Below are 13,949 nucleotides of genomic sequence, written 5' to 3'. Positions count from 1 at the left end.
AGCGCAAACAGATAAATTGATTTTTCTATGGGGAAACAGCAATCGCTTAGCGCCAGCGATTAGAACAAGTAAATGTTAATAAATACACTGTTAATTTGCGCTAAATCAAGTTTAGAGCGGATTGAGTTGTCGGTTGTGAGAGTAACTTGCTAGTATGGGTTGTTTACATAACCGCCAAGGAAATACAAGGCCAGCATAGAGAAAAACTATTTTGCGAAGCCTTAAGAATATCAACCTTGATTTAAAAAAGTTAATCTTGTTTTTAGCTATTTCAGTGACTGTGATCACCTTTCTAAATGGCTTTTATTCCAGCTACCAAGTACAAAAACAGCAACTACAATCACAAACCTTAAAAAACCATAATGCGTATGCCGCTAAACTTGTCTCTGCCACTGACCGGTTTCTACTGGCTGCTCAGCAGCAACTCGCTTATTCAGCAAAAATCCTTGCTATCCAGTTTAATGATGCAAACACTCTCGCACAAGAAACGCAGCGTCTTCGGTTGCAAACTGATAGCTTTAATTCAACCGTTGTCGTTGACAAAGATGGCGTAGTTTTGGGGCTCTCGCCATTGAGTCTAAAGCTCAAAGGACAGCTATTAGAAAGTGATGGCGCAAAACAAGCGTTAGCGAAGAAAAAGCCAATGATCAGTGAGCCTTATATTTCTGCGGCAGGGAATCTCATAATATTTATTTCGCATCCGATATTTAACTCTCAAGATGAATACCTTGGTTATATAGGTGGGACATTATATCTAAAACAAAAAGGGATTTTACATGACTTACTGCAAGTACATTTTCATAAAGACGGCTCATATATCTACGTTGTTGATAAGAGTAGGCGCTTACTTTATCACCCTGATGTTGCTCGGATTGGTGAACAAGTTTTTGGCAATCCAGTGATCGAAGCGGTGCTAAGAGGTGAAAGAGGCACTAGGCAGTTAATTAATAGTCAAAACATTGCCATGCTGGCAGGTTATGCACCATTAAAAAGTGCCTCTTGGGGCATTGTCACACAACGACCATTAGGCGCTACATTTGCGCCACTAGATGGTTTGATGATGAATGTTCTATATCGAACCCTGCCAGTAGGGTTGGCAACTTTTATATTTATTTGGGTGCTAGCTCGATTAATTTCACAGCCTTTAAGGCAACTTGCAGAAACGGCTAAAACACTTGATAACCCGTCAACTTCGCAACAGTTAAAGCAAGTGCGGTCTTGGTATTATGAAAGCTCTGAACTGCGTTTAGCTATGCTAAAAGGAGTCGGCTTATTACAAAACCAGATTGGTCTATTACAGCATGAAGCACAAACAGATCCACTTACGGGCTTACATAACCGACGTAGCCTGGAGTTCATGTTAGATCAATTAACTTTACAGCAAACGTCTTTTACTGTGCTTGCTATCGATATTGATTTTTTTAAGCGTGTTAATGATGAGTTTGGCCATGATATTGGTGATATTGTTTTGCAATCGTTGGCTACAATTATTGTTGATGTAACCCGTGAAAATGATTTTGTTGCACGTACGGGAGGAGAGGAGTTTATTGTTATATTACCAAATATTAACGCCAAGTCAGCTTATCTACTTGCGGAACGATTACGTATGCGTGTATCAGAAACAATCATCGAACCAGTAGGAAGTATCAACATATCAATAGGTATTTCTGGCTGGCCACTGATGCAATTGAGTGTTGAAGAGATACTCAAACAAGCGGATCAGGCTTTATACAAAGCGAAAAAAACGGGTCGTAATCGATGTATTATCGATTCTCAGTTTATCCAATCTGAGTTTGTCGAACAGCAATAATTTATTGGCAATGGCTTTTAACTATGCAATATTACTAGCCTGTTTTTAATGTTATAGGCTACTACAATGTTGTTAAATATCAGTTTTAAACTAATATCACTGCTTGGAATACATGCTTTAAGCAGTACAGCAATTGCCCATGACGCTAACGCTAAATATCCCGACCCAGCTCAAAGCTATCGTAGTGAGTTTGTTGATGTGGCAACGTTAATACCAACTGCATTCTTTGATATCCGCTATTTTAGTGGGCAAAACTTTGTCGGTAAACCAATCGAAGGTTATAACGCACCTAAATGCTTATTACATAAAACGGCAGCCGCAGCGCTGGTAAAAGCGCATTCTCAGGCGGAGCAAGCTGGTTATAATTTTAAAATCTATGATTGTTATCGGCCACAACGTGCCGTTGACCACTTTGTGCGTTGGGTTAACGACGCAACTGACACAAAAACTAAAGCAGCGTATTACCCTAATTTAGGAAAAGACCAGTTACTCGGTGATTATATCGCAGCTAAATCAGGCCACAGCCGTGGTTCAACCATTGATTTAACTTTGACAGATAGTCAAGGCAAAGCATTAAATATGGGCTCATTGTTTGATATGTTCGATACCATTTCAAATACTGACGACCCGCGTATAACGCAAGACCAACAAGCGAATAGGTATAAACTGAAAAATCTTATGCTTGCCGCTGGATTTTCACCTTACGCAATGGAGTGGTGGCACTTTACCTATCAGCCGCAAGCCTACCCGAATACCTATTTTGACTTTGTGGTCGAGTAATTAAAACTGCTCCTCAATGGGTGAATAATTAATTGCGATTTCAATAGTATCAATAACGGTATATTGCTTTAAATCACTTATTGTTGATTTCAAGTCGGTATTTTTATCGACTAGGAATTGATAGGTGTGCTTGGTAATTTTTTTTGTGTTGTACGTACTTTTGAGTGCTAGCGGAATATCGTCGCTTTTCAAGGTGATAAACACGGCTCCAGTGACAATTCCTTGCTCCGATGTCGCGTGATTATGGACAGTTGTTCCTTTAAGTAATTTATCCGTTTTATAGCTAATCTTTTCCCCGTTATTATTAATTGAATTGCTAACTAAAAGTGTTGTTTCTACATTCTTTAGTTTTTGTGAAGTATTTAAAGCTACTTCTTGAGCTTTTTCATTGCTAGTATTGATGCTGTTTTCGGTACTATCAGTTAGTGTTTCATTTTTTTTACATCCACTTATTAGTGCGATTGTAATTATAACTAGCTGTAATTTAAAGTTATTTGACATATTTGAAATTCCCCCATTTACCTTTGTTTACATTTTGCTTTCTTTGGTTAACATCATTAGTGTACATTGTTCTTGGTTATGAATGTTAACCAAATTAAAATTATAACAACAGGGGATTATTAATGTATCAATTTAAAGTAACGGCCGTTGCTTCGATGGTTACGGCTATTTTGGCATCGACTCAAGTACAAGCTACTGAGCAAACTCGATTTTTTAATGCGCCAAGCGTCAGCTCTCAAGTTCAATTTAATCCACAAATAACCCAGCAACGTGCATTAGCTGAACGTAGAACAGTATCGGGGCATGATTCAATTTTTGATGCTCAGCTTGGCAAGGCAACGTTTCTTTGGCAAGCCGTTGGTCAAGCAAAACCTAATATGTCAGTTGTTTTACCTGAACAAAGAAATGCATACGCTGCAGATTTTTATTTAAATGCTTTAACCGGTTTCAGTACTAGTAAAAAAGGGACGTCAAACGCAGTTCTTGCAGATTTATCTAAACAAAAAAGTGGTTCTGTAACGGCTAAATATAAACAACAAGTTCATGGCGTAGAAGTTTTTAATCGTGAATATAACCTTATCATGGATAAGGAACATAACTTGGTGGCAGGATCAGGCTATTTTGCTAACACAAGTGCAAATACTAAACGTTCATTAGCACCATTAGCTGATTTTGTTGGTGCTGAGCAGAGCATTAAACAAGCGATTAAAAAGCTAGCAGATATTAATGTATCCCTTACAAAATCAACTGAACAAGGCGATTACGTTAAATACACTGTAACTAATCAAAGTGGTGATAAAGTTGTAGTTGGCCAGCCGCGCGCTAAAAAAGTATTCTTTGAGGTTAATGGTCAACTTGAATCAGCTTATTATGTTGAAGTTGAAGTCGCAGATAAGAACAGTTTAGAAAGTGACTACTTCAGCTATGTTATTGGTGCAAAAAACAGCAAAGTATATTTCAAAAAAGACCTGAAAGCGCATGCTGCTGATTTTAACTACCGTGTCTGGGCTGATGCAGATGGTTACCCATGGGAAGGCCCACATGGTGATGTTATTCCTGCTGACGGTCCTGATCAAACAGATGAAACCGAAATCCTTGATGCACCGATAGTGAGCCTTTCTTATTACAGTAAGTTAAGCACCATGGATCCATGGCTTACTGATGATGCTACAACTACATCTGGTAATAACGTATTTGCATATGCCGACGTTATAGCACCACAAGGTTTCACTGAAGGTGACTTCACTGCTGAAACAACCTCAGATTTTACATTTGATTACCCCTATCAAGTTGATCAAGTCGCAAACAGTTACGACAATCGCAAAGCGGCAATTGTAAACTTATTCTACATGAATAACTTTTTGCACGACTTCTTCTATGATCATGGTTTTGATGAAACTTCGAATGTAGCTCAGCTCTCTAACTATGAGCGCGGTGGCATTGAAGGGGATCCAATTGAGGCTCAAGCGCAAGATAATAGCGGTTTAGATAATGCTAATATGGCAACACCAGCTGATGGTGCAAGTCCACGTATGCAAATGTATTTGTATAATAGTAAAGATGCAAAAGTAGGCACAGACTTTGGTGTGGTTGTAACCTCTGACGCAACTATTGGAGTTCTTGAGTCTTCTAAAGTCTCGGGCTTTGGGCAATTCCAATTTGCTGATGTTACAGCTGAAGTTGTACGTTTGGTTGATGGTAATGACACTGATTCGGGTAGCGTTTTCGATGGCTGTGAGCCTGCAACTAATGGCGCAGAGTTAGCTGGAAAAATTGCCCTAATTGATCGTGGTTCGTGCAACTTCACAGCAAAAGTTTTACATGCTCAAGAAGTTGGAGCAATCGGCGCAATTGTTGTAAACAACGTTCCAGACACTGATGAGCCTGCGGCTATGGGCGGTGAAGATGATGCGGTGTTAATTCCTAATATGGGTCTTAACTTTGCTGATGGTCATCTGATGTATGACTCTATAAGTGCTGGTAATACAGTTACTGTTAATATGTTCAATAATGCCAAGTTAAAAGATGGCACACTTGATAACGGTATTATTGCTCATGAATGGGGCCACTATATTAGTAACCGTTTAGTTGGTAACTCTGCGGGTCTAATTAACTTCCAAGGCCGTGCAATGGGTGAAGGCTGGGGTGATTTCCACTCCCTGATGTTTATTGCTAAAGCTGATGACATCAACATCACAGGTAACGACAAGTTCCAAAAAGCATACGGCAGTGGTACGTTTGTTGAAGACTTCTACTATGGTATTCGTCGTGTACCATACTCTACAAATAAAGAAGTTAATCCGCTTTCATTCCGTCACATTACTGAAAATGCAGGTGCAGATGTAGGCATTTCACCAACAAGTGTAGCCTCTCCACATGCTGCGGGTGAAATTTGGGCGACTATGCTTTGGGAAAGTTATGTAGCATTAATCAATGAACATGGTTTTGAAGAAGCACAAAATCGCATGGCTAACTACCTTGTTGCAGGCTATAAATTAACACCAATTGCGCCTTTATATACTGAAGCACGTGATGCGATATTAGCGGCGGCATACGCTGTTGATACCAAAGATTATGAGCTTATTTTAGGTGCATTTGCTAAGCGCGGCATGGGTTTAGGTGCTGTAGCGCCAGATCGTTTCAGTGAAGATTTAACGGGCGTTGTAGAATCTGACAAGATGGAACTGGCTAGCTTTAACCTCAAAGATGTGGCTATTGATGCAAACTACAATGGTGCAGAGCTAGGCTTTTGTTCAAATGACGGTATTGTCGATAAAGGTGAAACGGCCACATTAACTGTGAGTATTACAAATACTGGTAGTAAAATGCTTACTGGTACGCAAGCTCAACTGACTGTGGTCAGTGATCATGATGTGACATTTGAAAATGATGGTTTAGTTACATTTGCTGACACAATGCCATTTTCGACTGCAACGAGTTCACCCCTTAAGTTTACCTTAAATGAATCAGGTACAGCTGAAAACTTAGAAATTGAAGTATCATTCCCAGAGTTGTCTGCTGACGATGAAATTGTTGAAGCTGCCACTGAAAAAGTTACTTATTCGGTCAACATGGCTTTTAAAGAAAAACAGCCAGTCGGCGCGCAAACTATGGATAACATGGAAGTAGCGAGAGCATCATTATATGATCTAAAAGAAAATGTAATGATCGGTGGTGATTTAGCTAAAGGTACACAAAGTATGGCAGCTGATGATAATGTTGCCTTTTTCAACAGCTTTGGTTTTGAGCTTGGTGAGCAAACGATGTTCTTGCAGAACAACGATTTCCAATCAGATGTAGCGATAGAAACTAAAGGATTTGATATTGGCTTTGCAGGTGACTTTGAGGTGTCATTCTGGCATTTTTATCGTATTGAAAACGAGTGGGATGGTGGTGTTGTTGAAATTAGCGTCAATGGTGGTAGCTGGGTTGATGTGACTGAAATGGGTGGTACATTTAATCGTGGTTACGATGGTCCGTTAATTGAGAATGACTCCCAAGCTATCCAAGAGCGTGATACGTTTACAGGTAACAACATCAATCAGGATAACGTATACGGTAACTACGAAACAATTAATTTTGGTAGTGAACTCAATGGTAATAGAGCAAAACTACGCTTTCGCCTTTCATCAGATGGCGCTGTTGGTGATTTAGGATGGTGGATTGATAACCTTACATTTAACAATGTAACAACGCCAATCTTCTCAGCAGTAATTGCTGGCGATGCAGTCGCATGTGATAACGCAGCTCCTATAGTAACAGTTACCGGTGAGTTAGGTATTAAGGAATCAGTAACCAGTACTTTAAATGCTGTAGCCACGGATAGAAATGCAGATGAACTCACTTATGCATGGACACAAGTAAGTGGCACAACCGCAACACTATCTAATGCAGATACTGCGGTACTTAGCTTTACTCCAGGCGCAATCACAAGCGACGAAGAAGTCGTGTTCGAAGTTGCGGTCAGTGATGGCACCGTATCGGTTACCGAGCAAGTAACGGTTGCCGTAAGCAACGAAGCAGAACCTGTGGTTGAAAAGCCCAAATCGAAATCAAGTAGCGGTAGTCTAGGCTTCTTGATGTTATTACTTACTCCATTAGCAATATTTGGTCGTCGCCGTAAGCGTTAATCATAATATTAGTAACGATTAAGAAAAGCCCTTGCAGTTAGCTGCAAGGGCTTTTTTATTGGTCGTATTTACAAGCCATTATAAAAACGCATGTTACCGCTGCGTGCTGTTTTTTAGTTTTGAATTTACTACAGGTTGGCTCATGACTGAGTATTTATATATTAATTAATAAAGGGGTTGACATAACTTATTAACCCTGTATAGTTTGCTGCAGCTAGAAAGAAAGCATGAAAGCTATAAATCTCCATTTCGATGTTGTATAAGTAATACTTGTAGTACCGTCCTGAAGTTTTTAAAGTACCATCTCATTTTTTGCTACACCGCTCATTAGAGCAATTATTTTATTTTTATATCAGGATATTACAATGTCTAACATCGTATCAGGTACAGTTAAGTGGTTCAACGAGTCTAAAGGTTTTGGTTTCATCGAGCAAGAAAATGGCCCAGACGTTTTCGCACATTTCTCAGCAATCAAAAGCGAAGGTTTCAAAACTTTAGCTGAAGGCCAACGTGTAGAGTTCACTCTTTCACAAGGTCAAAAAGGTCCACAAGCAGAGAACATCACTGCTGTATAATTTTACCTTTTAGGTAGAATAAAAAAAGCAAGCTTAGGCTTGCTTTTTTGTGTCTGAAAATTGACGTAACTTGCTCCCCCTCCTATTCTTTATCTATTATTATTATTCTGTAACGAGATAGATTATCTACCGATTACTCATCCTAGTAATTAGCCTTGGATTCACATTTACTTGCATTGCAAAGCCAACAATTACTATTTTTACTGAACAGTTTCCCCCTTATAATTTTTCGAATAAAGGGCAGCTGCAAGGGATTAATTTAGATATTGTGCGTACGTTGTGTGAGCTTTCACAAGTGGAGTGCAAATTTGAGCTGTTGCCTTGGGCAAGGGCATACGATTTAGTGCAAAAAAATCAGCTCTCAGGGCTAGTATCAACCGCTCGCAGTGCTGAGCGAGAAGATTTATTTTACTGGGTTGGCCCGTTGGTTTCTTCACGTACATTTTTTTATCGCCTTCGTGATAACAAACACATTAATCCAACTGATATTACTCAAGTTAGTGCATACACCTTAGGTGTCGTTAGAGGCAATATTTATGAGGGGGTAGTGGAGAGTATTGGTTTCCAACAAGATAAAAACTTATTAAAAGTAGCTCATCACTATGAGTATATGAACTTATTTTTTAAAAATAAAATCGATTTAATTCTCGGCTCAGAGTTTGCCTTAGATTACCAACTACAGCAATTTGGTCACGGTGGTAAAGAAGTCGTCCAACTTGTTGAGCTGCCAGTAAATACATTACAGGGTAATTATTTAGTTTTTAATAAAGAGATGCCTATCGAGATAGTTGAGCGCTTCAATGAGCAGTTAGAAAAACTCAAAGCGGTGGATAACTTTGATGCTTATCGGCATCGTTATGTAAAATAGCTAATTAATTAGCCGTTATTAATTGACGGTATTTTTCAGTATTTTTAACCTTTAAAAAAGCCTGCTGCAGTGCCTTTATAATATCTTCATCAGTATTAATATTTGCAGCTAAGTAACCAGCTACTGCCAGTCCTTCTATGGCATGTACGAACGTCAGTGCGTTAGCATTGATCGCTAGCTGCTCACTCATTGAAGCTAGATAATTAGCATCGTCTACTACCAGATCAACTTTTCTTGCTAGTAGTAACTGATATGACTTTTGAATATCAGTGGTCAGCAATACTTCGAAACCACGTTTTACTAATACTTGCGATGCAAGGTCATGGCGCTGTACGGCAATTTTATATTGCTTGGCTTGCTCTGTATTATCAAAGTTAATATCACTGCGCTCAGAGAGTTTTACAAAGCCCATTTCAAACTGTGCTACTGGCCCAATCCAATGAAACAGTGTTTCGCGCTCCGTAGTGCGTGCCATACTGTAAATTAAGGTGTTGCTATTATTAACCGCCATTTTATAAGCACGTGCCCAAGGGTACATGTTGATTGGGGCATTGAGCTTAGCCTCTAAAATAATCATATTTACTAACTCAGTACTATAACCAGTTACCTGATTATTCAGCAAAACTTGATTCGGCGGTGACAACTCGGTCACAACCATTAAGTTTTGATTTGCAGTACTATGGACACTGATACAAAGAAGTAGCAGATTAATAAATAGCCGCATTTATTTTCTCTTTTTGACGATAGAACTTTGAGTATAGCAATAACTAGGAAAAGTATTATGAAAGTAAACAGTGAATTAAAAACGATAAAAGGGCCATAAAGGCCCTTTGTGAAGTATCGTTCAAGTAAGATAAGTCTTTAACCCCTTAAAGGCTTATCCTATTGTTTTGCAACTAAGGTTCATCTCAAAGTTTCTAAGCTAGCGAGAGGAAAAAACCTGCAATTGCGGCGCTCATAAGGTTAGCCATAGATCCTGCTAACACTGCTCTGAGCCCTAAGCGTGCGATATCCTTTCGCCGACTAGGCGCCATACCGCCTAATCCACCTAGTAAAATGGCTATCGATGATAAGTTAGCAAACCCACATAACGCGAATGTGACAATCGCTTGTGTGTGCGCACTTAACGTATCGCGATAATTCATAAAGTCTAAATAAGCAACAAACTCATTGACTACTATTTTTTGACCAATAAAGCTACCGGCTATAACTGCTTCACTCCACGGTACGCCAAGTAACCAGGCAACCGGAGCAAAGATATAACCTAAAATCATTTGTAACGTTAAAGAGCTTATCCAAGCACCCGTGCTATTTAGCGAATCACCAATGGAGTTAAATAAACTTGCGATTCCATCTATTACCTCCCAGTCACCAGCAGTTTTATATAATAAATGACTGAAGTTAATTGACCAACCGCCGATGCTAGCCAATAAACCTCCAATGCCGCCAAACAAACCATTTAATAAAGCTATTAAAGCAACAAATGCTAATAGCATTGCACCTACATTTAGTGCTAAATGCATACCGTTTGCTGCCCCTGATGCTGCTGCATCAATTACGTTAACCGGCTTGTCTTCGTCAAGCTCTAAATCAGCTAAAGTATCTTTTGGTGTTTCGGTCTCTGGCACAATCATCTTGGCCATTAAGAAACCACCCGGCGCTGCCATAAAGCTGGCTGCAATTAAATATTTAAGCTCTACACCAATAATCACGTAACCGGCCATAACTGAGCCTGCTACGGTGGCTAAACCACCCACCATAACAGCAAACAACTCTGACTTAGTCATGGTTGCTATAAATGGTTTTACAATCAGCGGCGCTTCTGTTTGGCCAACAAAAATGTTCGCAGTCGCTGAGAGCGACTCAGTGCGTGAGGTTTTTAATAGCTTTTGTAAACCACCGCCTAATATTCTTATTATCCAATCCATAATGCCAATGTGATAAAGCACTGCAACCAATGCAGAGAAAAACACAATAACGGGTAAAACTTGTACGGCAAAAATAAACCCTAAGGCATCTTGGCTAGCAAGCGGACCGAATAAAAATGCTATTCCGTCATTTGCAAAACCAATTACCGATGATACGGCTTTTGACATGCCAACTAATGCATTTTTGCCTGCGTCTGAAAACAGGACAAAACCACCAATTATAAATTGCAGGGCAAAAGCGATACCGACAGTTCTTAAACTAATTGCTTTGCGATTTGTCGAAGCCGCAAATGCAATGCCTAGCAGCATACACATGCCGACTAAGCTCATAAATGTTGTCATCTTTGCTTATTCCCGTTGTTATTTTTGCAGTAAATATTTTATTTTACTTTTAATTATATCAATCGCAACACGATTCATACCACCACGTGTAACCACTAAATCAGCATTGTGCTTTGAAGGCTCAATAAACTGATAAAACATCGGTCTCACTGTAGCTTGATATTGTTCAACAACGGACTGTAATGTTCTGCCTCGTTGCTCCATATCACGTTGCATACGGCGCATCAGGCAAATATCAAGCGGTGTATCAATAAACACTTTGATATCAAATTCTTTACGTAGCGCTTTATCACTAAGCAATAAAATCCCTTCAACTATGAGAATTTCTGCTGGCATCACAGTGCGTGTTTTGTCACTGCGAGTATGCTGCGCATAATCATAGGTAGGTACTTCTACCGCTTCGCCATCACGTAACTGTGTTAAATGCTTACACATTAACTCATGTTCAAACGCATCAGGGTGGTCGTAATTCGTTTGCGTACGATGATCAAACGGCAGATGCGATTGGTCTTTATAGTACGCATCTTCTTCAATCACGGCGATGGCGCCTGGTTCAAGCTCATTTACCAATTCATTGTAAATTGTTTGGCTAAAAAGAGATTTGCCAGACGCAGAAGCGCCAGCAATGGCTATTATTGTTCGTGTCACTAAAGTTCTCATCCACACAGAAGGATACATTGTTGGTAGATCACAATAGCAAAAAAGACACGAATAATCTCTCTTGCTTCGCTTTAAGGGGTGAAATTTATAATGTTTAGGTTTTATGAAACAGGACTTATGTCCTGTACGTTAAAAAGCACAAAAATATAAAGTAGCTACATTGGATAATCGAGGTGAGTATGGCAAGAGCAATTATATTAATGGCAGATAGCCTAGGCATAGGTGCAGCACCAGACGCTGATAAGTTTGGCGACGTGGGCGCAAACACTTTTGCACATTTGCTTAAAGCATACTTTGAAGAAACCGGCGAACGGCTATCACTACCTAATTTATCGTTATTAGGTTTAGTTGATGCATGTGAAGCTGCAGGCAACGAACCGTGCCTTGTTAGCGACCGCCAAACACCGATTGCTGCTTGGGGTTACGCTAAAGAGCTTTCTAGCGGTAAAGATACCCCATCAGGTCATTGGGAAATGGCCGGTGTACCGGTGTTATTCGATTGGGGATATTTCCCTAAAACACAACCGAGTTTTCCACAACAGTTAATTGACGAGCTGATTGCTCGTACCGGTATCCCAGGGATTTTAGGCAACTGCCATGCCTCGGGTACTACTATTTTAGAACAGCTAGGTGAAGAGCACGTAAAAACAGGTAAACCAATCTGTTACACCTCAGCTGATAGCGTGTTTCAAATAGCCGCGCATGAACAAACTTTCGGTCTAGAAAAACTTTATCAGGTCTGCGAAATCACACGGGCGCTGCTTGATGAAATGAACATAGGACGAGTGATTGCGCGGCCATTTTTGGGTTCCAATAATCAAGACTTTGCCAGAACGGGCAATCGTCGAGATTATTCAGTGTTACCGCCAGCGCCAACATTGCTAGACAAACTAGCCGATGACGGTGGTGAAGTGATTAGCATAGGGAAGATATCTGACATCTATGCGCATCAAGGGATCACCCAAAAACACAAAGCCCCAGGCTTACAAAACTTGTTAGCAAAAACCACTGAGGTAATGGCATCAGCGCCAGATCACAGTTTGATATTTACTAACTTAGTTGATTTTGATGAAAAATTTGGTCATCGCCGCGACCCTGTTGGGTATGCAAAAGCGCTTAAACAGTTGGACGATTACTTACCAACGATACTTAAGCAGCTTAAAGCCGACGACGTACTAATTATTACGGCGGATCACGGTTGTGATCCAACATTCCCGGGCAGTGAGCACACCCGCGAATATGTGCCTGTACTTGCTTATCAGGTAGGGCTTGAAAATACCCCGCTTGGTGAACGTGCTAGTTTTGCAGACATAGGTCAAACACTTGCCCAGTGGTTTAACTTATCTGCACTTGAATATGGCGATGGCTTTATTGATAAGCTTAACGCGCTAAAAGTAAAAGGAAACGAATAATGAGTACTCCACATATTGACGCAAATAATGGCGATTTTGCACAAACGGTATTAATGCCGGGTGATCCATTACGTGCGCAATACATTGCTGAAAATTTTCTTGATGATGCTGTAAAAGTAACCGGCGTTCGTAACATGTATGGTTTTACTGGCACTTATAAAGGTAAACCAGTAAGCATTATGGGTTCTGGTATGGGCATTCCATCAATGTCGATTTATGCACGCGAACTAATCGTCAGCTATGGCGTTAAAAACCTTATTCGTATCGGCACCTGTGGTGGTATTGGTAGCGACATTAAAATTCGTGACGTTATTTTTGCACAAGGCGCAAGCACAGATTCAAATGTAAACCGTGCGCGTGTACGTGGTTATGATTTCTCAGCAATTGCTGATTTTGATTTACTATTAAACGGCGTTAATGCAGCAAAAGAGCTAGGTATTAAAGCGAAAGTGGGTAACGTATTTACCACCGACACATTTTATCAAGCCGATAACAGCTTTTATCAAGAACTTGATAAACTAGGTATGTTAGCGGTAGATATGGAAACAGCCGGTTTATACGGCGTTGCTGCTGAATATGGCGCAAAAGCCATGGCATTATTTACCGTGAGTGACCACGTGATCACTGGTGAAGCAACCCCAAGTGAAGAGCGTCAAAGCACCTTCAATGAAATGGTTAAAATTGCCTTAGAGTCAATCTAAGCGTAATAAACAAAAAGTTCCTTGGTAACGTATTCACTCGTTTGGAGACACGCCCAAATACAGTGAGACTAACCTCCAAAGCCGCCTAGTTAAACTAAGCGGCTTTTTTTGTGGGGAAAAGCGGAGTTTTTCAAGTTAGTTGTCGCCTCAAGTTAAATTTTATGCCACCCGCATTTCTTCTTTTTTCTCAGGATTTAAATTTACTTCCTTAATTATTGACCAATCGCGTGATTTTCCTGACC

At 40.1% G+C, this 13,949-nt stretch carries 11 protein-coding genes; 7 read left to right on the top strand and 4 right to left on the bottom strand.

What is annotated here, in order from left to right; translation table 11 throughout:
* Positions 1 to 211 precede the first annotated feature (211 nt).
* Positions 212 to 1,810 (top strand): sensor domain-containing diguanylate cyclase, encoded by a 1,599-nt coding sequence (locus tag H5186_RS04105; protein ID WP_259400278.1) that lies wholly within the window; start codon positions 212 to 214, stop codon positions 1,808 to 1,810.
* 66 nt (positions 1,811 to 1,876) lie between these two features.
* Positions 1,877 to 2,590, top strand: coding sequence for a M15 family metallopeptidase (locus H5186_RS04100; RefSeq protein WP_182784064.1), 714 nt, complete (start codon positions 1,877 to 1,879; stop codon positions 2,588 to 2,590).
* Here H5186_RS04100 and H5186_RS04095 read toward each other — a convergent pair whose 3' ends face one another.
* The gene (locus H5186_RS04095) at positions 2,591 to 3,091 is read right to left on the bottom strand and encodes a hypothetical protein (RefSeq protein ID WP_149980362.1); all 501 of its coding nucleotides are present in this window, start codon (positions 3,089 to 3,091) and stop codon (positions 2,591 to 2,593) included.
* A 122-nt stretch (positions 3,092 to 3,213) separates the two neighbouring features.
* Here H5186_RS04095 and H5186_RS04090 point away from each other — a divergent pair, with 122 nt between their 5' ends.
* The 3 genes from H5186_RS04090 to H5186_RS04080 all read left to right on the top strand — a co-directional run bounded on the left by H5186_RS04090 (position 3,214) and on the right by H5186_RS04080 (position 8,664).
* Positions 3,214 to 7,221 carry a rhombosortase-dependent M36 family metallopeptidase gene (locus H5186_RS04090; RefSeq protein ID WP_182717343.1) on the top strand — a complete coding sequence of 1,336 codons (4,008 nt, stop codon included), beginning with the start codon at positions 3,214 to 3,216 and terminating at the stop codon, positions 7,219 to 7,221.
* A 365-nt stretch (positions 7,222 to 7,586) separates the two neighbouring features.
* A complete protein-coding gene (locus H5186_RS04085) occupies positions 7,587 to 7,796 on the top strand; it encodes a cold-shock protein (RefSeq protein ID WP_058559473.1) in 210 nt (69 codons plus the stop codon).
* A 121-nt stretch (positions 7,797 to 7,917) separates the two neighbouring features.
* The gene (locus H5186_RS04080; RefSeq protein ID WP_310737078.1) at positions 7,918 to 8,664 is read left to right on the top strand and encodes a transporter substrate-binding domain-containing protein; all 747 of its coding nucleotides are present in this window, start codon (positions 7,918 to 7,920) and stop codon (positions 8,662 to 8,664) included.
* Positions 8,665 to 8,668: 4 nt separating this feature from the next.
* On the opposite strand, the gene H5186_RS04075 is transcribed toward H5186_RS04080, so the two are convergent.
* From H5186_RS04075 to udk, 3 genes are all read right to left on the bottom strand, one after another.
* Positions 8,669 to 9,388 carry an ABC transporter substrate-binding protein gene (locus tag H5186_RS04075; protein ID WP_182739355.1) on the bottom strand — a complete coding sequence of 240 codons (720 nt, stop codon included), beginning with the start codon at positions 9,386 to 9,388 and terminating at the stop codon, positions 8,669 to 8,671.
* Between the two features lie 193 nt (positions 9,389 to 9,581).
* Positions 9,582 to 10,901, bottom strand: coding sequence for a NupC/NupG family nucleoside CNT transporter (locus tag H5186_RS04070; protein WP_310737077.1), 1,320 nt, complete (start codon positions 10,899 to 10,901; stop codon positions 9,582 to 9,584).
* A gap of 51 nt (positions 10,902 to 10,952) precedes the next feature.
* Positions 10,953 to 11,582 (bottom strand): uridine kinase, encoded by a 630-nt coding sequence (gene udk / locus H5186_RS04065; RefSeq protein WP_149980367.1) that lies wholly within the window; start codon positions 11,580 to 11,582, stop codon positions 10,953 to 10,955.
* Between the two features lie 191 nt (positions 11,583 to 11,773).
* On the opposite strand from udk, the gene H5186_RS04060 reads away from it, so the two are divergent.
* Both H5186_RS04060 and deoD read left to right on the top strand, forming a co-directional pair.
* The gene (locus H5186_RS04060) at positions 11,774 to 13,006 is read left to right on the top strand and encodes a phosphopentomutase (protein ID WP_182794152.1); all 1,233 of its coding nucleotides are present in this window, start codon (positions 11,774 to 11,776) and stop codon (positions 13,004 to 13,006) included.
* Positions 13,006 to 13,707, top strand: a complete 702-nt coding sequence (gene deoD, locus H5186_RS04055; protein ID WP_145238795.1) for a purine-nucleoside phosphorylase — start codon at positions 13,006 to 13,008, stop codon at positions 13,705 to 13,707. The genes H5186_RS04060 and deoD overlap by 1 nt, the downstream gene beginning before the upstream one ends.
* Positions 13,708 to 13,949: the final 242 nt, after the last annotated feature.

The sequence above is a fragment of the Pseudoalteromonas sp. SG41-2 genome, from assembly GCF_014164535.1.
GTDB lineage: Bacteria > Pseudomonadota > Gammaproteobacteria > Enterobacterales > Alteromonadaceae > Pseudoalteromonas > Pseudoalteromonas rhizosphaerae.
Note: the sequence above shows the minus strand (reverse complement) of the source record. Positions and strands in the feature narration are given on the sequence as shown.